Origin of the sequence: Pseudokineococcus lusitanus (assembly GCF_003751265.1) — a bacterium.
Taxonomy (GTDB): domain Bacteria; phylum Actinomycetota; class Actinomycetes; order Actinomycetales; family Quadrisphaeraceae; genus Pseudokineococcus; species Pseudokineococcus lusitanus.
In genome coordinates, this window is sequence record NZ_RJKN01000003.1 from 356006 (window position 1) to 381399 (window position 25394).

Consider the following 25394-nt stretch of genomic DNA (forward strand, 5'->3'; position numbering starts at 1 on the left):
TGCGCGTCGACGACGCACGGCGGGCCCCGCCCGCGTGCACCCGACGACGAGGCGCCCGCCCGCGGGCCGGCGCCGAGGAGGCACCACGATGACCGCCACGGCACCCGCCGACCACGTCCCCGCCCCCGGCACCGTGACGATGTTCACGACGACCTGGTGCGGCTACTGCCGCAACCTCAAGCGGCAGATGGACCGCGACGGCGTCACCTACGCCGAGGTCGACATCGAGCAGACGCCGGGCACGGCGGACTTCGTCGCCGCGGTCAACGGCGGCAACCAGACCGTGCCGACGCTGCTCTTCGCCGACGGGACCACGGCGACGAACCCGTCGCTGGCCGAGGTCAAGAGCCGGCTCTGAGCCGTCCGGCGGGCCGGCGCCCGGGACGTCCCGGTGACCGGGGCGGCCCGGGCGCCGGGCGCCCCGGGACGGCGACCGCCGAGCCCGTCGCCGTCGACGTGCTCGCCGGGCGCCTCGCGGACCGCGCCCTCGGGGCCGCGGCCGCCCTCCGCGAGGGCACGGGCGGGGGCACCGCCGTCCGCCTCGGCGTCGACGCGGCCGTGCCCGCGGACGGCGAGCACGTCGCCGACGCCGTCGCCGCGGCCCTCGACGCCCGCGGCGCCGCCGTCCTCCGGGTCCGCGCCCGGGACTGGCTCCGGCCGCGCTCGGTCCGGCTGGCGGCGGGGCCGCGCGACGCCGCGACGGCCTGGACCTCCGAGGTCGACCACCTCGGCCTGCTCCGCGAGGTGCTCGACCCCCTCGGGCCGGGAGGGGCGGGGACCTGGCTGCCGGCCCTGTGGGACGAGGCCGCCGACCGCGCCGTCCGGGCCCCGCGCCGCACCGCCCCGGTCGGCTCGGTGCTCGTCCTCGACGGGCCCTACCTCCTGCGCTGGGAGACGGCCGACGCGCTGGACCTCGTCGTCCACCTGCTCGTGTCCGACGCCGCCGTCCACCGCCGGCTGGGCGGGGACGCCGCCGTGCGCCGGACCGGGGCGTGGGCGATCTACCGCGAGGAGACCGACCCCGCGCCGCGCGCCGACGTCGTCCTGCGCGCCGAGGACCTCCGCCGCCCCGCGCTCGTCCTCGGCGACGCCCCGTCGGCCTGGGCCTGAGGGCCCGCGGTCACCAGCCCTCGGCGGCCGGCATCGGGTCCCCGCCCTCGGTGAACCAGGCCTCGACGAGACGGAGCGCGATCGAGGTCGGCGGCGGCAGCCGCACCTCGCCCGCGGTGACGGCGGCGGCGAGCTCGGCGCGGGTGAACCAGCGCGCCGCCGCGATCTCCACCTCGTCGACGCGGACGTCCGTCGACGACGCGCGGGCGGTGAAGCCGAGCATGAGCGAGGCCGGGAACGGCCACGGCTGGCTGCCCCGGTAGGTGACCTCGCCGACGACGACGCCGACCTCCTCGAGCACCTCGCGCCGCACCGCGGCCTCCAGCGGCTCGCCCGGCTCGACGAAGCCCGCGAGCGCGGAGTAGCGGCCCTCGGGCCAGAGGGCGTTGTGCGCCAGCAGGACCCGGTCGCGGTCGTCGACGACGGCCATGATCACGGCCGGGTCGGTGCGCGGGTAGTGCTCGCTGCCGTCGACGGGGCACGAGCGCGTCCACCCGGCCGAGGTGACCGCCGTCCGGGCCCCGCACCGCGGGCAGTGCGTCGTCACCCGGTGCCAGTTGAGGACGCCGACGGCCTCGACGAGGAGGCCGCTGCCCCGGTCGTCGAGGAGGGCCCCGACCTCGCGCAGCCCGGCCCACCGCTCGTCGCCGGCCGCGACGGGCCAGCCGGCGCCGTCGGCGACCGGCTGCTCGGCGGCGACCTCGACGGCCACGAACGCCTCCCCCTCGTCGGAGCGCCCGAGGTAGACGACGACCTGGTCCTCGGGCAGCACGGGCGCCACGTCGCGCGGGGCGACGAGCTCGAGGGCGAGCGCGCCGGCGTCGGGCGTGCCCGCGGTCGGCGCCCCGGTCGCCCCGCGCACCGGCGCCGAGCCGTCGGGCCGCACGCGCAGGACGCGGGTGGACGGGTCGGCCCAGAGGTCGCGCAGCAGGTCGGGGCGGGTGCGGGACACGCCGTCCCGGTCGAGGTCCGCCCGGGACAGCAGCAGCGGGCCCAGCCCGCTCTCGCCGACGCTCACGCCGCCACCGTAGGCAGCCCCCGGCCCCGACCGCCCGACGGCACCCCCGCCGCCCGGCACGGCCGGCCCGGCGGCCCGCGTCGGCGGGGCCGGCGGGGGCCGCGTCCCCTACCGTGTGCCGGTGCCAGCGCCCCGCTCCCCCCTCGTGCTCGCGGCCCTCGCCAGCGCCGCCGTCCCCGGGCTGCAGCCGACGCAGGTTCGCCGCGCGGACGCCGCCGACGGCGTGGGCGAGGACGTCGACGCCGCGGTGGTCACGGACGCCGCCGGCCGCTCGTGGGTCGTCCGCGTCCCGGCCGACCCGGCCGCGGGCACGCACCTCGAGCGCGAGGCCGTGCTGCTGCGCCGTCTCGTCGCCCTCGACGCCGGCACGCTGCCCTTCGTCGTGCCCGAGCCCGCCGGCTCCGCGGCGGTGCGCGGCGGCGGGCGCGCCCTCGTCCACCGATCGCTGCCCGGCCACCCGCTCGACGTCGGCGACCTGCGGCCCGGGCCGGGGCTCTCCCGCTCCCTCGGCACCGCCCTCGGCCGGCTCCACGAGCTGCCGCCGACCATCGCCGACGAGGCGGGGCTGCCCTCCTACACCGCCGACGAGCACCGCGAGCGCCGGCTGGTCGAGCTGGACCGCGCGGCGAGCACCGGCCAGGTGCCGCCCGGTCTGCTGTCCCGCTGGGAGAAGGCCACCGAGGACGTCGGGCGCTGGCGCTTCAGCCCGTGCCTCGTCCACGGCGACCTCGCCCCCGAGCGGGTCCTCGCCGAGGGCGGCGCCGTCACGGCCGTCGTGGAGTGGGGCGAGGCGCGGGTCGGCGACCCGGCCGACGACCTCGCCTGGCTCGCCGTCGGCGCCGACGCCGACGCCCTCGACACCGTGCTCGAGGCCTACGCCGTCTCGCGCGACGAGCAGCCCGACCGGCACCTGCCGGTGCGGGCCCAGCTGGCCGGCGAGGTCGCCCTCGCCCGCTGGCTCCTCCACGGCGTCCGGACCGACGACGCGGACGTCGTCGACGACGCCGTCCAGATGCTGCGCGACCTCGACGCCGACGTGGGGGGCGAGGCGCTCTGAGGACCCGGGTCGCCACGGCCAACATCGCCTCCGGCCGCGGCGCGGGCGAGCGGGGCCGCCTCGTCGCGGCCGACGGGGGCGTGCCCATTCGGCGCGACCGCTCGGCCGGCGTCCCCCGCCTCGCGGACGCGGCCGCGCTCGCCGCCGCGCTGGCGCCGCTGGCCGACGTGGCGCCCGACGTCCTCGCCGTCCAGGAGCTCGACGTGCTCGGCGAGCGCTCCGGCCAGGTGCACCAGCCGCGCGTGGTCGCCGAGGCGCTCGCCGCGGCCGGCGGCCCCGTCGACTGGCGCTTCGCACCGACCGTCCTCGGCATCCCCGGCGAGGCCGACCCCTGGCAGCCCGTCGCCGGCCGGCTCGAGGACGAGCGGTGGCCGGAGGACGGCCGGCCCCGCTACGGCACGGCCCTCTACGTGCGGCGACCCGTCCGGCGCTGGAGCGCCCTGGCCCTGCGCGCGGGGCCCGCCTCCGTCCCGCTGCCCGTCCCCGGCCCCGACGGGGGCACGAAGCTGCTCGTCGTGCGCGACGAGCCCCGCGTGGCCGTCGCCGCGGAGACCGAGGGGCTCACCGTCGTCGCCGCCCACCTGTCCTTCGTGCCGCCCGTCGCCGTGCGGCAGCTCCGGCAGGTGCGCGCCTGGGCCGCCGGCCTGCCCGGGCCCGTGCTCCTCGTCGGCGACCTCAACCTCCCCGGGGCGCTGCCCGCGAAGGTGCTGGGGGCGCGCCGGCTCGTCGAGGGGCCGACCTACCCGCTGCCCGTCCCCACCCGGCAGCTGGACCACGTGCTGGCGCTGCGGCCGCTCGGCGACCTGCGGCAGGAGCTCCTCCTGCCGTGGCGCCTCGGCCGGGTGGACCTCGACATCGCCGTCGGCGACCACCGCGCGCTGTGCGTCGACGTCGAGGTGCCCGCGGCGGCCGTGCCCGGCGGCGCCCCGGCCTGAGGCCCGGGCCGCCGCGGGGACCGGCCGTCAGCCGTCGACGACCGGTGCGGCCCGCAGGACCGCGAGCAGCGCCGTCTCGTCGAGGCCGGCGAGGGGGCGCACCGTCCGCCCCGACGCCGCGTAGAAGAAGGCCGCCGAGACCCGCTCGAGCGGGACGTCCTGCAGGCGGGCCCACGCGAGCCGGTAGACGGCGAGCTGCGCCGCCGCGGCCGCCGCGTCGTCCGCCGTCGGCACGCGGCCGGTCTTCCAGTCGACGACCTCCCACCCGCCGTCGGGCGTGCGGAAGACGGCGTCCACGCGGCCCCGCAGCACGGTGCCGTCGACGGGCGTCTCGACGGGGACCTCGACCCGCTCGGGCACCCGCGAGGCCCACTCCGAGGCCTCGAAGGCGGCCTGCAGCCGCGGCAGCTCCTCGTCCGGGGCCGCGCCGGCGTCCTGCGCGCCGGGAAGGTCCTCGAGCTCGACGAGCGCGGCGGCGCCCCACCGCCGCTCGAGCCACGCGTGGAAGGCCGTGCCCCGCCGCGCCGCCCGGGCGGGCGGCTGCGGCACGGGACGCCGGACCGCCAGCGCGAGCGACGCCGGGTCGCGGGCCAGCTGGACCACACGGGACGCCGACAGGTGCGGCGGCAGCTCGACCTCGGCGGTCGTGCGCCGCGCCGCGGCCCGCTCGGCGAGCAGCAGCTCGACGTCCTCGGCCCACTCCCCGCCCGCCGCGGCGTCGGCCGGCCCCGCGGCCGCGAGGGCCGCACGGGCCTCGCGGACGGCGGCGGCGGCCTCCCGCAGCGGTGCCGGCGGGCCCGACGGGTCGGGCCACGGGGCGGTGGCGGGCTCCGGCGGCTCCGCCGCCTCCCCCGCCGCGGCGACCGCGACCTCGACGGCCTCGCGCTCCCCCGCGGCGTCGGCCACCTCGAGGAGGAAGCGGGACGGCCGCACCGGCGTGCTGCGCCCGGGCGTCCACGTGGCCCCGGACAGCAGCAGCAGGTGCCGGGCCCGGGTGACGGCGACGTAGCCGAGCCGCCGCTCCTCGCCCACGACGGAGGCCCCGCACTCCTCCTTGAACCGGGCCGTGGCCGCGGTCAGCCCCGCGAGGCTCCCGGCCGACGGCTCGTGCCAGACCGGCAGGGACGCCGCGTCGCCGCGCAGCGGGTACGGCAGGGCGTCGAGGCCGGTGAGCCAGCCGCTCGCGGTGTCCGTGGCCGAGCGGCCCGCCCCGCCCGGGAAGGCGCCCTCCCCCATCCCCGGCACGGCGACGACGTCCCACTCGAGGCCCTTGGCCGCGTGGACGGTGAGCACCTGGACGGCGGTGCGGCTGGCCTCCACCTCCTCCGGCTCGCCGCGCGGCTCCTCCTCGTCGGCCTGGTCGAGCCCCCGCTCGCGCACCGCGGCCGCCTCGACCCAGGCGAGGAAGCCCCCGAGCGGCGTCCGGCCGTCCGGCGCCCCGGCCGCGCCCGCGAAGCCCGCGGCCACCTCGACGAGGGCGTCGAGCTGGGCGGCCGCCCCGGACGGCGACGCCCCGGGCGCCGCGGCCAGCTCCACCTCGAGGTGGGTGGTGCGGACGACGTCGGCCACGAGGTCGGGCAGCGGCTGGCTGCTGCGGGCCCGCAGCGCGGCGAGCTCGCGCCCCAGCCGGACGAGCCGCGCGTGGGCGGCGGCCGACAGCCCCCGGTGCGGCCGTCCGTCCGGCCGGTCCCCCGCGAGGGCCTCGAGCACCTCGACGAGGCCGGCGGACTCGGCGGGCTCCGGCCGCTCCGCCGCGGCCACGTCGCCGGCCGCGACGGCCTCCGCGACGACGTCGTCCGCCTCGGGCGCCGCGCCGTCGCCGGTGGCGCCGGCGGCGCCGGCGGCGGGCCCGCCGACCGCCTCGCGGCCCAGGCGGCGCGCCTCCCGCCCGAGGGCGCGCAGGTCGCGCGGGCCGAGGTGCCAGCGCGGCCCCGTCAGCAGGCGCGCGAGGACGTCGCCGCGCCCGGGGTCGTGGACGGCGTGGAGGACGGCGAGGACGTCGAGCACCTCGGGCCGCTCGAGCAGGCCGCCCATGCCGACGACCTCGACGGGCAGCCCGGCGGCGCGCAGGGCCTCCTCGACGAGCGGCACCTGCGCGCGGCGGCGGCACAGCACGGCCGCGGTGGGGCGCTCGCCGGGCGCCGTCCACGCGGCGGCGACGGCGCCCGCGAGGGCCGCCGCCTCCTCCGCCGACGTCCCGTACCAGGACACGCGCAGCTCTCCCCGCCCGGCGCGCGGGCTCGGGCCCAGGGGCGGCACGAGGTCCCCGCCGCCGGCCGGGCCCTCGCGCAGCGGCGCGGAGACGGCGTTGGCCGCGACGAGGACCTGCTCGTCGTTGCGCCAGCTCGTCGACAGGTGCAGGACCCGGGCGGGCGTCCCGTCGGCGCGCGGGAACTGGCCGGGGAAGCGCGCCAGCGTGCCGGCGCTCGCGCCGCGGAAGCCGTAGATCGACTGGTGCGGGTCCCCCACGGCCGTCACGGGGTGCCCGCCGCCGAAGAGCGCCCGGAGCAGCTCGAGCTGGGCGTGGCTCGTGTCCTGGTACTCGTCGAGGAGGACGACGTCGTACCGGTCGCGCTCCGTGGCGCCGACCGCGGGCGCCCGCGTCGCGGCGAGCGCGGCGAGGCGGACCTGGTCGCCGAAGTCGAGCACCTCGGCGGCGGCCTTGCGCGCCGCGTACGCCCGCAGGAGCGGGACGAGCGCACGCCGCGACCGCAGCGGGGCCAGCAGCTTGGCCGTGGACGCCGGCAGCGGCCGAGGCGGCTCGCCCCCGGCGTCGTCCTTCGGCAGCCGTCCGACGCGGTCGAGGACCGCGCCGAGGGAGGCCTCGAGCTCGTCGGGCCCGACGAGGTGCTCGGCGCACTCGCCGCCGAGCGCGACGACGGCGGCGACCACCGTCGACACGGCGCTGTCGACGCCGGGCAGCCCCTCGGTCCAGCCCTCGACGACCTCGGCGGCCAGCTGCCACGCCGCGGCCTCGCCGAGCACCCGGGCGCCCGGCTCGACGCCGACCCGCAGCCCGTGCTCGGCCAGCACCCCGGCGGCGTAGGAGTGGTAGGTGGCGACGACGGGCTCGCCCTCCGGGACGACGAGCCCGGCCGGCCCCCGGCCCTCGTCGAGGGCGGCGCGCAGCGCGCGCAGCCGCACGCGGACCCGCTCTGCGAGCTCGCCCGCGGCCTTGCGCGTGAAGGTCAGGCCGAGCACCCGGTCGGGGGCCACCTGCCCGGTGACGACGAGCTGGACGACCCGCGCGGCCATCGTCTCGGTCTTGCCCGAGCCCGCGCCCGCGACGACGAGGAGCGGCTCGAGGCCCGCCTCGACGACGCCCCGCTGCTCGGCCGTGGGCCGGTGCCGGCGCAGCAGGTCCGCGACGGCGTCGGCGTCCACCGCCGGCCGCCCCTCGTCGCCGGCCGGCGTCCCGCCCGGCAGCTCGAAGGCCAGCTGCTCCTCGCCGCCACCGCCCGCGGGCGGCCGCCGCGGGCTCACGCGCCCACCTGCCGGCCCTCGACCCGCACCGGGCACGACGTCCGCACGGGGCACGTGCGGCACTGGTCGTGGTCACGGGCGGGGAAGGCGGCGCCCGCCATGCCCTCGGCCGTGGCCGAGAGGAGGTCGGCCGCCCACGTGGGCTCCGGGTCGGCCTCGAGCGGCGCCTGCGGCTGCAGGGACGCCGCGGCCCGCGGCGGCTTGACGTTGACGAGCAGCGCCCCACCGCTGCGCGCGCCGCCGCCGGCCGACGCCGCGAAGGCACCGGCCTCGACGGCGGCCTGGTAGGCGCCGAGCTGCGGGTGCCGCGGGAGCTCGTCCTTCCTCGCGGACGAGCCCGTCTTGAGGTCGACGACGACGAGGCGCCCCTCCCCGTCGCGCTCGAGCCGGTCCACGCGCCCCGTGAGCAGCGCACGCCCCACCTCGACGCGCACGTCGACCTCGGTGCCGACGAGCGTGCGCCCGCCGGAGCCGGCGAGGTAGGGGGCGAGCAGGTCGAGCATCGCCTCGGCCCGGCGCCGCTCCCGCTGCGCCGGCCACGCGTCGGGCAGCCCGAGCTCGTGCCAGCGACGGTCGAGCTCGGCCCGGAGCGTCGCGCGGTCCGCCGTGGGGTGCTGGGCGGCGATGTCGTGGACGAGCGTGCCCACCGACGCCCCGGACGCCTCGTGCGCCACCGCGCCGGAGGCCTCGAGGAGCCAGCGCAGCCGGCAGCGGCCGAACTGCTCCACCTTCGACGGCGAGACGGGCACCGGCTCGTCGCCGGGGTGCAGCGGGCCGTCGTCGCTGAGCGGCGCGAGGCCGTACCAGTCGTCGGGGTCGGCCCCGGGCACGCCTGCCGCGGCCAGCCGAGCGAGGCCCGCGGCCGCCGCGGCCCGGCGGTCGGCGTCGACCGGGCGGCCGCTGCCGTCCCGGCCGCCGTCCGGCGTCACGAGCACCTGGCGCATCTCCGCGACGAGGGCCGGCAGCGCGAGGCGGCGCGGGACGGGCGTGAGCACCTCCTCGTCGGGGTCCGCCCCCTCGGCCGGCGGGGGCGGCGGCGCGACGAGGTCGAGGAAGGGCGACGGCCGCTGCTCGCCGTCGGCGACGGCGGTGGCGACGAGGCGCTCGCGGGCCCGGGAGACGGCGACGTGCAGCAGCCGGCGCTCGTCGGCGACGACCTCGGCGCGGGCCCCCGGCCCCCGCCCCGTCCCGTCGCCCCGCCCGGCGAGGAGGTCGACGAGCGCGGACGTCCCCAGCAGCCCGTCGCGGACGCGGGTGTCGGGCCAGACGCCGTCCTGCAGGCCGGCGACGACGACGGTGCGCCACTCCCGGCCGGCCGCGGCCTGCGGGGTGAGGAGCTCGACCCGCCCGCCGGGGGCGGCCCGCTCGGCGAGGCTGTCGGCGCGCAGCTCCTGGCCGGCCAGCTGCTCGAGCAGCGCCCGGGGGCCGCGGCGGACGGCCGCGTCGGCGAAGCGGGCGACCGCCTCGAAGAGGGCGACGACGGCGTCGAGGTCGGAGTCCGCGCGGCGCCCCGCCGGCCCCCCGGCGAGCGCCTGCTCCTGCCAGCGCGCCGCGAGGCCGGTGGCGCGCCACAGCGCCCAGAGCACCTCCTCGGCGTCGCCCGGGTCGCCGGCGGCGGACCCGACGACGGGCGCGCCGGGCCCGTCCGGCGCGGGGGTCGCGGCCCCGAGGGCCGCCCGCAGCACCCGGCGGACGCGGCGGCCGGGCGCGACGTCCGCCGAGCCCTCGGCGAGGACGGCGGCGACGACCGGGTCGCCGGCACCGTCGGCCGGGTCCTCGGCCGACGCCGGCGTCCCGTCCCGGCCCGCTGCGCCCCCGCCGGCGAGCCCGTCGGCCACGAGCGCGACGAGCAGCTCGTCGCTGCCCCGGGCGCCGCCCGCCGCGCGCTCGGCGGCCCGCAGGCGCCGGCGCAGCCGCCGCAGGTGCACGGCGTCGGCACCGCCGACGCCGGAGGTGAGCAGCGCCACGGCCGCCTCGCCGTCCGGGCTGCCGGCGACGCCGTCGCGCAGGTCGAGCGCCACCGCGAGCGCCAGCAGCAGCGGGCGCACGGCCGGCTCGTCGCGCACCGGCAGGTCCCCGCCGACGTCCGCGGTGGGCACGCCGGCGGCCTGCAGCGCCCGCCGCAGCGGCGCCGTGCGGCCCGCGCTGCGGACGACGACGGCCATCTCCTCCCACGGCACGCCGCGCCGCAGGTGCGCCTCCCGGAGGAGACCGGCGACGTAGGCGCCCTCCGCGGCGGCCGAGCGCAGGACGGCCCGCTCGACGCAGGTCCCGCCCGCGCCCGCGTCGTCCTCCGGCTCGCCGTCCTCCGGCTCGCCCTCCACGGGCTCGTCGACCGCGCGCGCCGGCGGGTCCGCCGCCCGGCGCTGCTCGACGAGCCCGGCGCTGGGGACGCCCTCGGCGACCCGGCGCACGGCGTCCGCGACGGCGCCGCCCGCGCGGTGCCGGACGCCGAGGACGAGGACGCGCGAGCGGCGGGCCAGCCCCGCCAGCACGAGCGGGTCGGCGCCGCGGAAGGACTGCGTCGTCGCGTCGGGGTCGCCGGTGACGACGAGGTCCGGCCCGCCGTCCCCGGGCGCGAGGGCGTCGAGCAGCCGCCCGACGGCGGCCCCCGCCTCGTGGGCGTCGTCCACCCCGACCAGCGCCCAGCGCGAGCGCTCGCGGGCGGCCAGCTCCTCGTCGTCCTCGAGGAGCCGGGCCGCCGCGTCGACGAGCGCCGACGGGTCGTGCGCCGCGCCGTCGCGCAGCGCGGCGACCTCCTCGTACTCCGAGAGCACGGACGCGGCGGCGACCCACTCCGGCCGCCCCACCTCGTGCCCGCGGTCCGCCAGCTCCTCGGCCGTCACGCCGCGCTCGAGGCAGCGCATGACGAGGTCGCGCAGCTCGTCCCGCAGGCCGCGCAGGCCCGTGCCGCGCGGCCCCAGGGCCGGGCGCACCGACGCCGGCCAGGCCGGCCGGCGGCCCTCGCCGCGCGCGTGCCCGGCGAGCAGCTCGGCGATGGCCCGGTCCTGCTCGGGGCCGGACACCAGCCGGGGCGCCGGCTCGTCGTGCTCGAGCGCCGTCCGGCGCAGCAGCGAGAAGGCGTAGGCGTGCCAGCTGCGGGCCGCCGGCTCCACCGACGTGCGGGCGAGCCGGTCCCCCACCCGGTCGCGGAGGGCGGCCGCGGCCACGCGTCCCGGCGCGAGGAGCAGGAGCCGGCCCGGGTCCTCCCCGGCCGCGGCGCGCCGGGCCACGGTCTCGACGAGCGTCGTCGTCCGGCCCGTGCCGGGCGCCCCGAGGAGGACGAGGGACCCGGACCCGGGCGGGGCGCCGGCGACCTCCGCCTGCACCGGGTCGAGCAGGGGCGGCCGCACCACCCGGCGGGGGCGGCGCACGAGGCGCAGCGACGGCCCGGGCCGCGCCGCCCCCGGTGCGTCCCCCGACGTGCCCGTCCTCGCCCGCGACGTCCCCCCGACCACCACGCGATCACCCAAGCACGGGCCCCCGACAGCGGGGCCTCGGCCTCACCCGGGCGGCGCGGACGGCAGGTCGAGCCCCGCGGCGTCCCACCGGGCGCGGCCGAGGTCCACCCGGCCGTCGGGGCGACGGGGCGTCCCCTCCCGGCCGTGCTCGACGGCCGCACGGGCGCGCAGCGGCTCGTGGAGGCCGCCGTCGGCCCGCACGACCCGCCACCAGCAGACCTCGTCGCCGGCGTGGGCCATCGACTGCCCGACGCCGCGCGCCGAGCCGTGGCCGAGCAGCTCGGCCACGTCGCCGTACGTGAGGACCCGCCCGGGCGGCACCTGCGCCACCACGGCGAGGACGGCGTCCTCCCACGCGGAGGCGCGGCGCCCGCCGGGCCGGGGGCTCACCCCTGCTCCAGCCAGGCGACGACGCCGCCCCGCAGGTGGCGGACGTGACGGAAACCGCTGTCCTGCAGCTGCTCCGCGACGAGCAGCGAGCGCACGCCGGTGGCGCAGCAGACGACGACGGGGGCGTCGCGGTCCAGCCCGGCGAGGGTGCCGCCCGGCGCGAGCGCGCCCGGCTGCCGCCCCGGGGCCGCGAGCATCTCGTGGAGGTCGACGCCCAGCCCGCCCGGCACGGGCGCCGCCGCGCGCTCGGCGCGGCCGCGCACGTCGACGACGGCGGTCCCGGCGGCCACGAGGTCGTCCAGCTCCTCGGGCCCGACCTCCTCGACGGGGGGCCGCGCGGCCGGCACGACCTGGCCGTGGTCGCCGCGGGGGGCCCCCGGCGACGCGGACGACGGCGACGCCTCCTCCCCGCCCCCGGCGGGGCGCGCGGCGGCCCGTCCTCCCGCGCGGACGGGCACCTCGCGCCAGGTCATGGCGAGGCCGTCGAGGACGGCGACGCGCCCGACGAGGGGGCGCCCGGCCCCGGTGAGGACCTTGACGACCTCGGTGGCCATGACCGACCCGACGAGCCCGCACACCGCCCCGAGGACGCCGGCCTCCGCGCAGGACGCGACCGACCCCTCGGGGGGCGGCGCGGGGAAGAGGTCGCGGTAGCCCGGGCCCCGCCCCGGCCAGAAGACGCTCACCTGGCCGTCCCAGCGCAGGACCGACCCCCACACCTCCGGGACGCCGGCGGCCTCGCAGGCGTCGGCGACGAGGTAGCGGGTGGGGAAGTTGTCGGCGCCGTCGACGACGAGGTCGTAGCCGCGCACGAGCTCGAGCACCCGGTCGGGGTCCGCCAGGCGCTCGGCGTGCGCCACGACCTCCACGCCCGGGTCGAGGGCCGCGAGCGCCCGGGCGGCGCTGGCGGTCTTGGGCTCCCCGACGTCGGCCGTGCCGTGCAGGAGCTGGCGCTGCAGGTTGGAGACGGCGACGACGTCGTCGTCGACGACGCCGAGGCGGCCGACGCCCGCCGCCGCGAGGTAGCCGAGCACCGGGGAGCCGAGCCCGCCCGCGCCGACGACGAGCACGCGGGCCCCCGCGAGGCGCCGCTGCCCCTCCTCGCCGAGGCCGGGCAGGACGAGGTGGCGCACGGCGCGCCGCCGCTGGGCGGGCGTCAGCGCGGCGACGGGCGCGACGAGCGGCGGCAGGCCCCCGGCGCCCGGGGCGGGCGCGCTCACGGGTGCGGCCAGGGGTTGGCGGCGCAGCCCTGCAGGCCCTTGGTCTGCTGGAGCATGACCGGCGCGGGCTCGCCCTCGCCCGGGCAGCCGACGTGGCCGTGCCCGAGCGTGTGGCCGACCTCGTGCGAGACGAGGTACTGCCGGTAGCCGGCGCGGTCCTCGCCGTAGGCCTCGGCGCCCTCGACCCACCGGTACCAGGTGAGGACGGCGACGTCCCCGACGGCGCACGACAGCCGTCCGCGGGTGCGCAGCGGGGCGCACAGGTCGTCGGTGAGGTCGGGGCCGGCGACGACGACGGTGAGGTCCGGCGCGGGCGACCCCTCGGCGTCGTCGGTCCGGGCGAAGGCCCAGCCGTCGGGCGCCCACCCCCGCTCGTCCTGCAGCGCGGCCATGACGGTCCCGGCGACGGCCTCGTGGTCGGCGGGCAGCCCCTCCTCCACCTGGACGCGGGTCTGCACGACCCGCGCCCCCTCGGCCGCGGGGGCCGCGGCCGACGTCCCGGGGACGGTGACGCGGCGCCCCGTGCCCGCGTCCGGCACCCGCCGCTCGAGCACCCCGGCGGCCCGGTCCGGGTCGGCGTCCACCGGGTCCGGCGCCGAGGCCGCCGTGGTCGCGGGCGAGCGGGCGGCCGTGGCCGACGGCGACGGCGGGACGGGGGCGGCCGCCGGGGCCTGCGGGGCGGGCGCCGCGTCCTCGCGGGAGACCGCGGCGGCGGTGCTGACGGCGGCCACGAGCAGCAGGCCGCCGGCCAGGACCTGGCGGCGGCGACGGACGACCCGACGGCTCACCACGGTCCCGAGCCTACGATCGACGCCGCCGCCCGCCGGGGCCGCGCCCGTCCACGGCGCGCCGCCGGCGGCCCGGCGGCCCGGCGGCGCACCGCGGGGCCCACGACGGCCCGGGACGGCGAGCGGCGGAGGTGCGCGGGTGAGCGGCAGGCGGCGCCCCGCGCCCGAGGACGTCCCCGACGTCACGCCCCCCGCGCCCGCGGGGCCCGAGGTCCCCGCCGACGGCGACGACGCGCGCCCGGCGGCGCCCGCGCGGCTGGGGCGGGCCGACCGGCGCGCCCAGCTCCTCGCGGCCGCGCAGCGGCTCTTCGCGCGGGCCGGCTACCACGGCACCGGCATGGACGCGATCGCCCAGCGGGCCGGCATCACGAAGCCGGTGCTCTACCGCCACTTCCCCGGCAAGCGGGACCTCTACCTCGCCGTCGTGGAGCGCTCGTGCGCCGACCTCGAGGCCGCCGTCCGCGCCGCGCTCGCGCCGCCGCCCGACGGCGTCGCCGACAACCGCCTCCGCGTGGCGCAGACGGTCGACGCGTACTTCGCCTTCGTCGACGAGGACCTCGGCGCCCGGCTCGTCTTCGAGTCCGACCTCACGAGCGACGCCGCGGTCCGCGCGCGGCTCGCCGCCCTCGAGGCGGCCTGCGCGGCCGCCGTCACCGACGCCGTCGTCGCCGACACCGCCCTGCCGGTGGCGGGCGCCCGCGTCCTCGCGGTGGCGCTGGCGGGCAGCGCCCAGGTCGCCGCCCGCTCGTGGGTGGCGGGGGGCCGCGAGGTCCCGCGCGAGGAGGCCGCGGCCCTCATCACCTCGCTGGTGTGGCGGGGCCTGCGGGGCCTGCCCCGCGTGGACCGGCCCGCGGACCGCCCCGCCGGGCGGGCGGACGGGCACGGCACCGACGGGCCGGGCGGGCCGACGTCGGGGACGCCGGACTAGGTTCGGGCGCGTCGGCGTTCCCCGCCACGGGCCCTGCCCGTCCCGGCGACCGGCGCCCCGCCGGCCCCGAGCACCGCGAGACACCAGAGGAGAGCAGCCGTGGAGATCCGCATCGGCGTCCAGAACGTCGCCCGAGAGATCGTCCTGGAGTCCGACCAGGAGCCGGACGAGGTCGCCCGCCTCGTCGAGGCCGCCGTCAACGACGGCGCCGCCCTCCAGCTCGTCGACGAGAAGGGCCGCCGCGTCCTCGTCCCCGCGGGCGTCCTCGGCTACGTCGAGGTCGCCGGCGAGACGGCGCGACGGGTGGGCTTCGGCTCCGCCTGACCGTCCGTCCGGAGCAGCCGTCGGTCGTGCCCTCCGTCCCGAGATGCGGGAGGTGCGCGGGTCTGCCACCGTCTCCGCGTCACCGGGCGTGACCGACGACCCGCAGGGTCGGGCATCGGTCGTCGCCCCACCTACAGAGAGGCACTGTCATGACTGTCGGCGGAATCATCAGCGCGATCGTGGTCGGCCTCGTCATCGGGGCCCTGGCGCGCCTCGTGCTGCCGGGCAAGCAGAACATCAGCATCGTGCTCACGATCCTCATCGGGATCGTGGCGGCCTTCATCGGCACGGCCATCGCGGGCGCGATCGTCGACACGAACGGCTTCTCGTTCGTGCAGCTCATCATCCAGGTCGTGCTCGCCGTCATCGGCGTCGCGATCGTCGGTGGCGTCAGCGGCCGGAAGGCCGTCGGCCGCTGACCACCCGCACCACCGCCGAGGCCGTCGCCCCCACGGGGGCGGCGGCCTCGTCGCGTCCCGGGCCGGGCCGGGCCGCTACCCTGTGGCGGACCACGCCTACGCCCGGTCGTCGAGAGCGATCGGCCGCCACCCCCGGCGCGTGAGGCCCGTGTGGTGCGGAGCGCCCTGGCAGCGCCCGGCCCGCGTGCGGCCCCGCCCGACGACCCGAAGGCCCTCGACCCCCATGACGACCGACACCACCGCCTCCGCCGAGCCCTCCGACGGCGCCGGCACCGCCGACCTCGCCGACGTCGCCGTCGAGACGCTCGACGCCCCCGCTCCCGACGAGGTCCCCGCCCTCGTGCCGACCTTCGTCGAGCACGGCGTGCAGCAGGCCATCGCCGACGCGCTGCTCGCCAAGGGCATCGAGCGCCCCTTCCCCATCCAGGCGATGACGCTGCCCGTGGCCCTGTCCGGCCACGACATCATCGGCCAGGCCAAGACCGGCACCGGCAAGACGCTGGGATTCGGCATCCCCGCCGTCCAGCGCGCCGTCGGACCGGGCGAGGAGGGCTTCGACGACCTCCTCGAGCCGGGCGCCCCGCAGGCCCTCGTCGTCGTCCCGACGCGCGAGCTCGCCGTCCAGGTCTCCGGGGACCTCACGGCCGCCGCCGCGCTCCGCTCGGTCCGCGTGCTCACCATCTACGGCGGCCGCGCCTACGAGCCGCAGGTCGAGGCGCTGGAGAAGGGCGTCGAGGTCGTCGTCGGCACCCCGGGCCGCCTGCTCGACCTGGCGTCCCAGGGCAAGCTCCGCCTGGGCCACGCCCGCACGGTCGTCCTCGACGAGGCGGACGAGATGCTCGACCTGGGCTTCCTGCCCGACGTCGAGAAGCTCCTCGCCATGACGCCGGCCGGCCGCCAGACCATGCTCTTCTCCGCGACCATGCCCGGCCCGGTCGTGGCGCTCGCGCGGCGCTACATGACGCAGCCGACGCACATCCGGGCCAGCGAGCCCGACGACGCCGGCGCCGTCGTCAAGGCCATCCGACAGGTCGTCTACCGCGCCCACGCGATGGACAAGGTGGAGGTCCTCGCGCGCCTCCTCCAGGCCGAGGGCCGCGGGCTGACGATCGTCTTCACCCGGACCAAGCGCACCGCCGCCAAGGTGGCCGACGACCTCGTCGAGCGCGGCTTCGCCGCCGGCGCGCTGCACGGCGATCTCGGCCAGGGCGCGCGCGAGCAGGCGCTGCGCGCCTTCCGCAGCGGCAAGGTCGACATCCTCGTGGCCACGGACGTCGCGGCCCGCGGCATCGACGTCACGGACGTCACCCACGTCGTCAACTACCAGTGCCCCGAGGACGACAAGACGTACGTCCACCGCATCGGCCGCACGGGCCGCGCGGGCCAGAAGGGCACCGCCGTCACCTTCGTCGACTGGGACGACGTCCCCCGCTGGGGCCTCATCGACAAGACCCTGGGCCTCGGCCACCCCGAGGCCGTCGAGACGTACTCCACGTCGCCGCACCTCTACTCCGACCTCGGCATCCCCGAGGGGACGACCGGCCGGCTCCCCCGCAGCCGGCGCACCCGCGCCGGCCTCGACGCCGAGGTGCTCGAGGACCTCGGCGAGACCGGGCGCGGCCCGCGGGGGCGCGACGGCGACCGGGGCGACCGGCAGGGCGGCGGGCGCTCCGGCGGCCGCGGCCGTGACGGCGGGCGCGGCGAGGGCGGCCGCGACGGCGGGCGTCCGGCGGGCGCACCCGCCGAGCAGGGCGAGGGCGACGGCGCGCGACGCCGTCCCCGCCGCCGCACCCGCGGCGGCGCGGCCACCGGCGAGGACGGCGCCGCGGCGCGGGCCACCGCGTCCGGCGACCCCGCCGGCACCGCCGACGCGGCGGACGCCGGTGCCACGGGCGAGGCGGGCGACGCCGCCCGCCGGCCCCGTCGCCGCCGGGGCGGCCGGGGCGGTCGGGGCCGCTCGGGCGACGCCGCGGGCGCCGCGCAGGGCACCACCCAGGCCCCCGGCCAGGCCGCGGGCGCCGAGGGCTGACGGGTGCGCCCGGCGGCCCTCCCCGGCCGCCGGGCGTCCCCCGCCGTCCCGTCGCCCGGCACGCGGGCGACGTGGTGCACAATCGCGACGTGCACCTGATCGCCGAGCTCGAGGCCGACCCGGCCGAGGTGCCGCGGGCCCGCCGCCTGCTCGGTGAGCGGCTCGTGGCCTGGCGGGTCGACGAGGACAGCGCCGACACCGTCCTGCTCCTCTTCTCCGAGCTCGTCACCAACGCCGTCCGCCACGGCGAGCCGCCCGTGCAGGTCCACGCCGGCGTCGACGACGGCGTCTTCCGCGTCGAGGTGGACGACGGCAGCGACGTCCCCGTCGCCCCGCAGGAGCCCGACGTCGACGACGTCGGCGGTCGCGGGCTCCAGCTCGTCGAGATGCTCTCCACCGCCTGGGGCTCCCGCCGCTCCACCACCCGCCCCGCGGGCCGCCGGCCCGGCAAGTGCGTGTGGTTCGAGCTCGCGCTGGCCGCCTCGTGAGCCGTCCGGCCAGCGGCCGGACCCCCCGCACCCCCCGTACCGCGGCGCAGCCGTGAGCGCCCCCTCCGGCGGCGCCGGCGACCCCGGTCTCTACGGGCCCTCGTCGGTCACCTGGCGCCTGCACGCCGACCCGCTGCTCGCCGTCGCCGGGCTCCGCGCCCTCGTGCTGCAGGCCCTGCACCCCCTGGCCATGGCCGGCGTCGACCAGCACTCCCGCTTCCGCGCCGACCCGTGGGGCCGTCTCACGACCACGGCGGCCTTCGTCACCGCGACGACCTACGGCACGACCGCCGAGGCCCGTGCCCTCGGCGACCGGGTCCGGCGCGTCCACCGCACCGTGCGGGGCAGCGACCCCGAGACGGGCGAGCCGTACGCGGCGGGCGACGACGCGCTGCTGCTGTGGGTGCACTGCTGCCTCGTCGACAGCGTCGTCGCGCTGGGCCGCCGCGCCGGCGTGCTCGACGCCGCGGACGCCGACCGCTACGTCGCGGAGCAGGTCGCCGCCGCCCGCCTCGTCGGCGTCTCCCGCGGCCTCGCCCCGACGTCGACGGCCGACCTGGCCGACGTCCTGGCGGGCTACCGGCCCTCGCTGCGGGTCACGCCCGCCGCCCGGGACGCCGTGGCCCGCGTCGTCGTGCCGCCGCTGCCCCCGGTGGTGGCGCTGGCGACGCCGGCGCGCCCCCTGTGGGCGACGCTCGGGGCCACGGCCGTGGCGACGCTGCCCCGCTGGGCCCTGCGGATGTACGGCCTCCGGCGCCCCCCGCTGGCGTCTCCCGCCGCGACGACGGCGCTCCAGGTGCTCCGGGGCGGCGTGGCGGGCGTCGCGCTGCTCGTGCCGGCGCTGCGCGAGCCGCCCGAGCTGCGCGCGGCCCGCGAGCGCCTGGCCGGCTGACCCCGCCCCTCCCCCGGGACGGGCGCGGCCGGTCCCGTCAGGGCCGGACGACGTCGAGCAGGCCCTGCGCCTCGACGGCCTCGAGCACGCCGGGGTCGGTGGTGTGCTCGCCGAGCCGGTTGACCTTGCCGGTCCCGTGGTAGTCGCTGGAGCCCGTGACGAGGAGGCCCAGGGCACCGGCGAGGTCGACGAGCGCCGCCGTCGCCTCCGGCGTGTGGTCGCGGTGGTGGGCCTCGAGGCCCGCGAGGCCCGCGGCCGCGAGCTCCTCGACGACGTCGTCGCCGACGACCCGCCCGCGCAGGACCGCGCGGGGGTGCGCGAAGACGGGCACCCCGCCGGCGGCCCGCACGAGGCGCACGGCCTCGACGGCGTCCGGCGCGTGGTGGCCGACGAAGTACGGCGAGCGCGTCGACAGCACGGTCGCGAAGGCGTGGCCACGGTCGCGCACGAGGCCCTTGGCCACGAGCGCGTCGGCGAGGTGGGGGCGCCCGACGGTGGCGTCGCCGTCCACCTGCGCGAGGACGTCGTCCCACGTGAGCGGCAGGTCGGCGCCGATGCGCTCGACCATGAGCTCCGCCCGGGCGAGCCGGCTGGCGCGCGAGCGCTCCGTCTCGGCGAGGAGCCCGGGCGCCGCGGGGTCGTGGAGGTAGGACAGGAGGTGGACGCTCGTCCCGCGGTGGTGGCAGGAGATCTCGACGCCGCGGACGAGGGCCACGCCCGTGGCGGCCGAGGCGGCGACGGCCTCGTCCCACCCGCTCGTCGTGTCGTGGTCGGTGAGGGCGACGACGTCGAGCCCCGCCCGGGCCGCGGACGCGACGAGGCGCCCCGGCGTCTCGGTGCCGTCCGACGCGCTGGAGTGCGCGTGCAGGTCCGCCACCACCACGGGGCCAGGGTAGGCCCGCGGCGACGCCCTCCCCGACCGCGCCGGCCGCGCCCCCGGCCGCCGCGCCGTCAGGGGTCGGCGGCCACCCACCCGGGCGGCGTGCGGGCCCACCACCGGACGGGCACGCCGTGCGGGGCCGCCTCGCCGAGCAGCCGCAGCCGTGCTCCCGGGGACCCGGCGAACCCGGCGGACCCGGCGGCCCCCGCCGCCCCCGGGCGTGGCGCGCCGTGCGCCCGCGCCTCGACGAGGTAGCGCACCGTCCCGCCGGCCCGGCGCCGGTGCGGCTCCAGCGCGAGGCGCCACAGCGGGGCCGACGGCGTCGCGGTCGCCCCCAGCGCGTCGAGCGCCGCCTCCGCCGCGGCCCGCTCGGCCGCGGGCACGTACTGGCGGACGACCGACTGCTGCACGACGACGACCTCCCCCGGCACGAGCCGCAGCCCGCGGGCCACCTCCGCGGCCCCTGCGCGCCGCACCTCGACGGGCTGCGCCCGCGCCGCCGCGAGCGCGCCCTCCAGGCGCGCCGCCCGGTCCCGCTGCTCGGGCCACACGAAGGACAGCAGCCGGCGCGCGTGCTCCGGGTCGGTGGGGTCGAGCGGGGCGACGTCCGCGCCCTCGCGGGACACGACCCGCACGTCCGGCGCGGGCCCCGGAGCGGCCGTCGCGGCGGCGGGCACCCGGGCAGCGGGCCCGCCGCGGCCCGCGGGGGCGACGAGCGCCGGGGACCACGGGGAGACGTCCCAGGCGCCCTCGAGCCGCACCGGCGCGTCGGCCGGGCCCGTGGCGCCGCCGTCGTCGGCCGTCATGCGCACGCCGTCGGGCCGCAGGAGCAGGCCGGCGGACGACCCGACGTCCACGAGCCGTACCCGCACCGGCCCGCCCGCGCCGTCCGTCGTCCCCGCGGCGGCGCCCTCGGCGACGAGCCGCAGGACGGCGCCCCACAGCGCCGCCCCGCGGGCGACCTCGTTGGTCTGCGGGGCGGGACCGAGGTCGGCCCGCAGCCGGGCGGCCGACGCCGCCACGACGGCGGGCAGCAGCGCGGCGGCCGCGGCCGGGTCGCCGTCGGGCCCGGCCCGCGAGGGGTCGCCGCGGTCGCCCGGGTAGCACGCCGCCAGCCGCGGCGCCGCGCCCACGAGGACGAGGCGGTGCAGCGCCCCCACGAGCCGCAGCCCGAGGGCGGAGGGCCCGGGGTCCCGCAGGTCCTCCCCGGGCGCCGTGCGCAGGACGTCGGCGACCGGGCCGCCGCGCGCCACGTCGTCGGCCGCGGCGTCGCAGAGGGCGGCCGTGAAGCCCGCGCCGAGGGACCGGCACGTGGCCGCCTGGCGGCGCAGGTGCTCGACCACCGCGGCGGGGGGCGCGGCGCCCACGGGCCGGCTGGGGCTCATCGGGCCACCGTGCCGTCCCCCGGGCCGGCCCGCTCCCCGGACGTCCGCGGCCGCCGCCGCCGGTGGCATCCTGGCGGCATGACGCCTCCCGCCGGCCCGAGCACCACCGACGCGACCGTGGCGGAGGTCGCGGACCGCCCCGCGGCGGGGACGGACGTCGTGCCCGGCGACGCGACGACGCCCGCCGAGCCCGGCGACGCCCTCGCGCCCGCCGCCACCACGGCCGCCGAGGCGCAGGCGTCCCGCAGCCACCGCCAGCGGCCCACCAGCGCGGCCTTCCGCGAGCTCATGGCGTCCGGCTGGGCGCCCGCGGACGAGGCCCCGCCCGCCCGCGCCGAGGTGGCCCCCTACGCGGCGGCCCGCCGCGCGGCCGTGTCCCGCCTCTTCCCGGGCGAGCGTCTCGTCCTGCCCGCGGGGCCCCTCAAGACCCGCTCCAACGACAGCGACTACCGCTTCCGCGCCCACAGCGCCTTCGCCCACCTCACCGGCCTCGGCGGCGAGCGCGAGCCGGACGCCGTCCTCGTGCTCGACCCGCGCGACGGCGGGGCGGGCGCCGACGCCGAGGACGCCGGCCACGAGGCCGTCCTCCTCTTCCGCCCGCGCACCCCCCGCACGAGCGAGGAGTTCTTCGCCGACTCCCGCTACGGCGAGTTCTGGGTCGGCGCCCGGCCGTCGCTCGCGGACGCCGAGGCCGAGACGGGGCTCGTCTGCCGCGACGTCGCGGAGCTCGACGACCTCCTCGCCGCGGGCGGGGCGCCGCTGCGCGTCGTGCCCGACGCCGACCCGGCCCTGGCCGCCCGCGTGGCCGCGCTGCGCGGCGGGGCCGGGGTCACGGAGGAGGCCGGGGCGCTCGCCGACGACGAGCTCGTCGTCGCGCTCTCCGAGCTGCGCCTCGTCAAGGACGAGCACGAGGTCGCCCAGATGCGCCTCGCCGTGGCGGCCAGCGTCCACGGCTTCGAGGACGTCGTCCGGAGCCTGCCGCGCGCCGTCGGGCACGTCCGCGGCGAGCGGGTCGTCGAGGGCGCCTTCGGCGCCCGCGCCCGCGAGGAGGGCGGCGGCACCGGCTACGAGACCATCGCGGCCGCCGGCGAGCACGCCTGCACGCTGCACTGGACCCGCAACGACGGCGTCGTGCGGTCCGGCGACCTCCTGCTCCTCGACGCGGGCGTCGAGGCGGAGAGCCTCTACACCGCCGACATCACGCGGACCCTTCCGGTCGACGGGCGCTTCACCCCGGCGCAGCGCCGGGTCTACGAGGCGGTCCTCGACGCGGCCGACGCGTCCTTCGCCGTGGCCCGGCCCGGCTCCCGCTTCCGCGACCTCCACGAGGCGGCCATGCAGGTCGTGGCCGCGCGGCTGCACGACTGGGGCCTCATCCCCGTCCCCCTCGAGGAGGCCCTGTCGGAGCGGGGCGGCCAGCACCGCCGCTGGATGGTGCACGGCACCTCGCACCACCTCGGCATCGACGTCCACGACTGCGCCCAGGCGCGGCGGGAGATGTACCTCGACGCCGTCCTCGAGCCGGGCATGGTCTTCACCATCGAGCCGGGGCTGTACTTCAAGGGCGACGACGAGCTCGTCCCCGCCGAGCTGCGGGGCATCGGGGTGCGCATCGAGGACGACGTCCTCGTCACCGAGGACGGCTGCGAGAACCTCAGCGCGGCCCTCCCCCGCCGCGCCGACGACGTCGAGGCGTGGATGGCCTCGCTGCGGGCCTGACGCCCGCGGCCGGGCGACGGCCGCCCGCCGTCGCCCGCACGCACGCCCGCACGGCAGCGCCCCCGGTCCGGTGGACCGGGGGCGCTGCCGTGCGGGACGACGGGACGGGACGCGGGGGCCGGCTGCTCAGGCGGGGCGGTCGGTGCCCGGGGCGTCCGCGGGCGGGGCGTCGTCGTCGCGGCGGGCGGCGTCCTCGCGGCGCGCCTCCTCCTCGCGGCGGCGGGCCAGCATCTCGCTGTACGTGGGGCCCGTGGGCGGGCCCGCGGGCGGGGCGGCCGGGGCCCCGGGCGCCGGCGGCGTCGCCGTGGGCGCCGCGTCGGTGGCGGCGAGACGCCGGTCGAGCCCGCGCGAGGCCTCGGGCGAACGTCCGAGCACCTCCCGCGCCTGCCCGGCGTGCTCGACCGCGCAGTAGACGGCGTAGCGCGAGGCGACGATCTGGCTGACGGACGTGAAGTCCCGCCGCCCGCGGGTGGCGGCGTAGCCGGCGATGCTGAAGATGACGCCGAACGCCGCACCGATGAGGACCGCGGGGAGGATGCTCACCACCCCGGCATCCGGCGGCGACAGGAGCAGCAGCACGAGACCGATGAGAAGGCCCACCCAGGCGCCGGAGAAGAAGCCCGCGAGCGCCGTCCGCGCGTACGTGAGGCGGCCGAGCACCCGCTCGACCATCTGCAGGTCGGTGCCGACGATCGTCACGTGCTGGACGGGGAAGTGCTCGTCCGACAGGTGGTCGACGGCGGCCTGCGCCGCGGCGTAGGTGTCGTACGAGGCGACCTCCCGGCCCGTCGGCAGCGTGGGCCCGCCGGCGGCGGCACGGGCGCGGGCGGAGGTCATCGGGCTGGCCATGCAGTGATCGTGGGGCCCACCGCCCCCCTCGGCCACCCGGTGCCCCCGCCCCGGCCGGACCGGGGGCGGACTCGCGGCCCGCTCACGGCGGACGTCCAGGGTCGGGGCGGCGGCGGACGGCGGGGCGGGCCGCAGGCGCCCGACGTCAGAGCTGGCCGGCGCGGCGCAGCAGCAGGGTGAGCACCCAGCCCGGCAGCACCCACACCCAGAGGGTGACGAGCCGGTAGGTCACGGCCGTGAGCAGCGCGGCCGACGGCGCCACCCCCACCGCGACGAGGCCGCCGGCGATGGCCACCTCCACGGCGCCCACGCCACCGGGCGTGGGGAAGACGCTCCCGACGGCCGTGCCGGCGAAGAGGACGACGGCCAGGCTGATGAGCGGGAGCGAGGCGCCGTAGGCCTGGAGGCTGGCGCCGAGCGCCAGGAGGAAGCCGCCGGTGACGAGCGACGCCCCGAGGAGGGCGCGCACGAGCCGGTCCGGCCGCCGGCCGAGGTCCCGCAGCACGCCGGCCGACGCGGCGAGCGGCGCCCGCAGCCGCGGCACGACCGCCCGGCGCAGGCGGGGCACGCCGAGCACGACGCCGACGGCGGCCGCGAGGGCGGCCAGCGTCACGACGGTGACGGTGCCGGGCAGCAGCGCCACGCCGCCGGGCAGCTCGTCGGAGGCGACCGCGGCGCCGACGAGGACGAGCACCGTGACGAGGACCGACGTGGCCTGGACGGCGACGACCGCGGCCACCGCCGCCGGGACGGGCGCCCCGCGGCGGTAGAGGTGACGGACGTTGAGCGCCATGCCGCCCACGCCGGCGGGGCCGAGGAGGTTGACGAAGGTGCCCGCCACCTGGACGCCGGCCGTGGCGGCCGGGCGCAGGCGCACCGGGGAGACGGCGACGAGCGCCGTCGTCGCCCCGACGAAGGTCAGCACCGCCCCGAGGAGGACGACGACGAACCAGCCGGCGTCGGCCTGGCGGAGCGCGGCGACCGGGTCGGTGACGGCCACCTGCGCGACGACGACGCCCGCGACGACGAGCCCCGCGACGACGACGACGACGGTGCGGACGAGCCGCCAGCGCACGCGCCGCCACCACGGGGCCGCGGTGACGTCGGCGGGGGCGGCCGGGCCGATGGCGGCGGCCGGGCGGGGGGTCGGCGGGAGGCCCGACGACGGGTCGTCACGCACCGTCATGCCCACCTCCCCGGCCCTGGCGCCGCGGCGCCCGTCGGGCGCGGGCCGTGACCGGCGGCGCCCGGACCCGAGGCTACGGCGCCCCGGCCCCGTCCGTCGTCCGCGACGCGGCGGGCCACCCGGGCGGGTCGTCGGCGCCCCCCGGCCGGCCCCGTCGCGCGGGACGGGCGACGCCCCGGGGACGACGCAGGGCCCGGGACGACGTCCCGGGCCCTGCGTCGCGTCGTGCGGTGCGTCAGATCGAGCCCTGGCGCGCGCGGCGCGCGGCGTCGGTCTCGCTCGAGGCCCCGCTGCTGGCGACCTCGCCGCCCGCGTTCTCGAGGTGGGCGCGCACGAACCAGTGGAACTGCTCGAGGTCGCCGCTGTGGTCGATGAGCATGTCCTCGGTCACCGGGTCGACCTCGCCGGCCTGCTCGATGCCCTCGCGGTAGTCGCTGATGACGCCCTGGTAGACGAGGTCGAGGGCGCCCAGGTGCTCGATCGTGCCGGCGCGGCCGAGGGAGTAGTCGTCCCACTTGCGGGCCGCGACGACCGCGCCCGGCGTGCCGACGGGGCTGCCCCCCAGCGCCGCGATGCGCTCCGCGCAGGCGTCGGCCATCTCGCGGACGGCGTCGACCTGCGGGTCGATCATCTCGTGGACACCGATGAAGTTCGGGCCCACGACGTTCCAGTGCACGTGCTTGAGGGTGAGGTGCAGGTCGGTCAGCGCCGTGAGCCGGTCCTGCAGGTTCTTCACGACGGCCGCGCCGTCGTCGGTGCTCATGCCGGGCACCGTGTACTTGATCTGCGGCTCGCCGCGGAGGGCGGTCGAGGGGTCCTTCGTCGTCTCGCTG

22 protein-coding genes are annotated in these 25394 nt (G+C 80.2%); 11 read left to right on the top strand and 11 right to left on the bottom strand.

What is annotated here, in order from left to right; all coding sequences use genetic code 11:
• Positions 1–88 precede the first annotated feature (88 nt).
• Together EDC03_RS07550 and EDC03_RS07555 are read left to right on the top strand one after the other, a co-directional pair.
• On the top strand, positions 89–358 hold the full coding sequence (locus EDC03_RS07550) for a mycoredoxin (RefSeq protein ID WP_123379575.1): 270 nt from the start codon (positions 89–91) through the stop codon (positions 356–358).
• A 98-nt stretch (positions 359–456) separates the two neighbouring features.
• Positions 457–1110, top strand: a complete 654-nt coding sequence (locus EDC03_RS07555) for a nucleoside/nucleotide kinase family protein (RefSeq protein WP_123379576.1) — start codon at positions 457–459, stop codon at positions 1108–1110.
• 10 nt (positions 1111–1120) lie between these two features.
• Here the strand turns inward: EDC03_RS07555 and nudC are convergent, their stop codons facing one another.
• Positions 1121–2128 (bottom strand): NAD(+) diphosphatase, encoded by a 1008-nt coding sequence (nudC, locus tag EDC03_RS07560; RefSeq protein WP_199720023.1) that lies wholly within the window; start codon positions 2126–2128, stop codon positions 1121–1123.
• A 121-nt stretch (positions 2129–2249) separates the two neighbouring features.
• Between nudC and EDC03_RS07565 the strand changes: the two genes are divergently transcribed.
• Positions 2250–3185, top strand: coding sequence for a phosphotransferase (locus EDC03_RS07565; RefSeq protein WP_123379734.1), 936 nt, complete (start codon positions 2250–2252; stop codon positions 3183–3185).
• 80 nt (positions 3186–3265) lie between these two features.
• Positions 3266–4120, top strand: coding sequence for an endonuclease/exonuclease/phosphatase family protein (locus EDC03_RS07570; RefSeq protein WP_123379577.1), 855 nt, complete (start codon positions 3266–3268; stop codon positions 4118–4120).
• A 27-nt stretch (positions 4121–4147) separates the two neighbouring features.
• Here EDC03_RS07570 and EDC03_RS07575 read toward each other — a convergent pair whose 3' ends face one another.
• The 5 genes from EDC03_RS07575 to EDC03_RS07595 form a co-directional block, all read right to left on the bottom strand.
• Complete coding sequence (locus EDC03_RS07575; protein ID WP_199720025.1) at positions 4148–7603, bottom strand: ATP-dependent helicase; 3456 nt, start codon at positions 7601–7603, stop codon at positions 4148–4150.
• Positions 7600–10977 carry an ATP-dependent helicase gene (locus EDC03_RS07580; RefSeq protein ID WP_199720026.1) on the bottom strand — a complete coding sequence of 1126 codons (3378 nt, stop codon included), beginning with the start codon at positions 10975–10977 and terminating at the stop codon, positions 7600–7602. The genes EDC03_RS07575 and EDC03_RS07580 overlap by 4 nt, the downstream gene beginning before the upstream one ends.
• Before the next feature lie 129 nt (positions 10978–11106).
• Positions 11107–11454, bottom strand: a complete 348-nt coding sequence (locus EDC03_RS07585) for an MGMT family protein (RefSeq protein ID WP_158674232.1) — start codon at positions 11452–11454, stop codon at positions 11107–11109.
• Entirely contained in the window at positions 11451–12674 is a 1224-nt protein-coding gene (locus EDC03_RS07590; protein ID WP_123379578.1) for a ThiF family adenylyltransferase, read from the bottom strand. The genes EDC03_RS07585 and EDC03_RS07590 overlap by 4 nt, the downstream gene beginning before the upstream one ends.
• Complete coding sequence (locus EDC03_RS07595) at positions 12671–13465, bottom strand: DUF3152 domain-containing protein (protein WP_148058036.1); 795 nt, start codon at positions 13463–13465, stop codon at positions 12671–12673. The genes EDC03_RS07590 and EDC03_RS07595 overlap by 4 nt, the downstream gene beginning before the upstream one ends.
• A gap of 253 nt (positions 13466–13718) precedes the next feature.
• Here EDC03_RS07595 and EDC03_RS07600 point away from each other — a divergent pair, with 253 nt between their 5' ends.
• The 6 genes from EDC03_RS07600 to EDC03_RS07625 all read left to right on the top strand — a co-directional run bounded on the left by EDC03_RS07600 (position 13719) and on the right by EDC03_RS07625 (position 18542).
• A complete protein-coding gene (locus EDC03_RS07600; protein WP_422393803.1) occupies positions 13719–14390 on the top strand; it encodes a TetR/AcrR family transcriptional regulator in 672 nt (223 codons plus the stop codon).
• A 99-nt stretch (positions 14391–14489) separates the two neighbouring features.
• Positions 14490–14714 carry a DUF3107 domain-containing protein gene (locus EDC03_RS07605; protein ID WP_123379581.1) on the top strand — a complete coding sequence of 75 codons (225 nt, stop codon included), beginning with the start codon at positions 14490–14492 and terminating at the stop codon, positions 14712–14714.
• Positions 14715–14863: 149 nt separating this feature from the next.
• Positions 14864–15133: a GlsB/YeaQ/YmgE family stress response membrane protein gene (locus EDC03_RS07610; protein ID WP_123379582.1), complete on the top strand. Its 270-nt coding sequence runs from the start codon at positions 14864–14866 to the stop codon at positions 15131–15133.
• Positions 15134–15356: 223 nt separating this feature from the next.
• Positions 15357–17162, top strand: coding sequence for a DEAD/DEAH box helicase (locus EDC03_RS07615; protein WP_123379583.1), 1806 nt, complete (start codon positions 15357–15359; stop codon positions 17160–17162).
• An 89-nt stretch (positions 17163–17251) separates the two neighbouring features.
• Positions 17252–17650: an ATP-binding protein gene (locus tag EDC03_RS07620; protein WP_158674233.1), complete on the top strand. Its 399-nt coding sequence runs from the start codon at positions 17252–17254 to the stop codon at positions 17648–17650.
• A gap of 52 nt (positions 17651–17702) precedes the next feature.
• Entirely contained in the window at positions 17703–18542 is an 840-nt protein-coding gene (locus tag EDC03_RS07625; RefSeq protein ID WP_123379585.1) for an oxygenase MpaB family protein, read from the top strand.
• 37 nt (positions 18543–18579) lie between these two features.
• Here EDC03_RS07625 and EDC03_RS07630 read toward each other — a convergent pair whose 3' ends face one another.
• Positions 18580–19422: a PHP domain-containing protein gene (locus tag EDC03_RS07630; protein WP_123379738.1), complete on the bottom strand. Its 843-nt coding sequence runs from the start codon at positions 19420–19422 to the stop codon at positions 18580–18582.
• A gap of 71 nt (positions 19423–19493) precedes the next feature.
• Entirely contained in the window at positions 19494–20807 is a 1314-nt protein-coding gene (locus tag EDC03_RS07635; RefSeq protein ID WP_158674234.1) for a DUF2332 family protein, read from the bottom strand.
• Positions 20808–20885: 78 nt separating this feature from the next.
• On the opposite strand from EDC03_RS07635, the gene EDC03_RS07640 reads away from it, so the two are divergent.
• Positions 20886–22526, top strand: coding sequence for an aminopeptidase P family protein (locus EDC03_RS07640; RefSeq protein WP_123379587.1), 1641 nt, complete (start codon positions 20886–20888; stop codon positions 22524–22526).
• 126 nt (positions 22527–22652) lie between these two features.
• On the opposite strand, the gene EDC03_RS07645 is transcribed toward EDC03_RS07640, so the two are convergent.
• The 3 genes from EDC03_RS07645 to EDC03_RS07655 all read right to left on the bottom strand — a co-directional run bounded on the left by EDC03_RS07645 (position 22653) and on the right by EDC03_RS07655 (position 25324).
• Entirely contained in the window at positions 22653–23375 is a 723-nt protein-coding gene (locus tag EDC03_RS07645; RefSeq protein ID WP_199720027.1) for a YflT domain-containing protein, read from the bottom strand.
• 145 nt (positions 23376–23520) lie between these two features.
• The gene (locus EDC03_RS07650; RefSeq protein ID WP_123379588.1) at positions 23521–24561 is read right to left on the bottom strand and encodes a lysylphosphatidylglycerol synthase transmembrane domain-containing protein; all 1041 of its coding nucleotides are present in this window, start codon (positions 24559–24561) and stop codon (positions 23521–23523) included.
• Positions 24562–24796: 235 nt separating this feature from the next.
• Entirely contained in the window at positions 24797–25324 is a 528-nt protein-coding gene (locus EDC03_RS07655) for a Dps family protein (protein WP_422393804.1), read from the bottom strand.
• Positions 25325–25394: the final 70 nt, after the last annotated feature.

Coding starts and splice junctions, on each gene's coding strand:
- EDC03_RS07640 (WP_123379587.1), top strand. CDS start 20,886: ATGACGCCTCCCGCCGGCCCGAGCACCACCGACGCGACCGTGGCGGAG.
- EDC03_RS07655 (WP_422393804.1), bottom strand. CDS start 25,324: ATGAGCACCGACGACGGCGCGGCCGTCGTGAAGAACCTGCAGGACCGG.
- EDC03_RS07610 (WP_123379582.1), top strand. CDS start 14,864: ATGACTGTCGGCGGAATCATCAGCGCGATCGTGGTCGGCCTCGTCATC.
- EDC03_RS07615 (WP_123379583.1), top strand. CDS start 15,357: ATGACGACCGACACCACCGCCTCCGCCGAGCCCTCCGACGGCGCCGGC.
- EDC03_RS07635 (WP_158674234.1), bottom strand. CDS start 20,807: ATGAGCCCCAGCCGGCCCGTGGGCGCCGCGCCCCCCGCCGCGGTGGTC.
- EDC03_RS07650 (WP_123379588.1), bottom strand. CDS start 24,561: ATGACGGTGCGTGACGACCCGTCGTCGGGCCTCCCGCCGACCCCCCGC.
- EDC03_RS07645 (WP_199720027.1), bottom strand. CDS start 23,375: ATGGCCAGCCCGATGACCTCCGCCCGCGCCCGTGCCGCCGCCGGCGGG.
- EDC03_RS07550 (WP_123379575.1), top strand. CDS start 89: ATGACCGCCACGGCACCCGCCGACCACGTCCCCGCCCCCGGCACCGTG.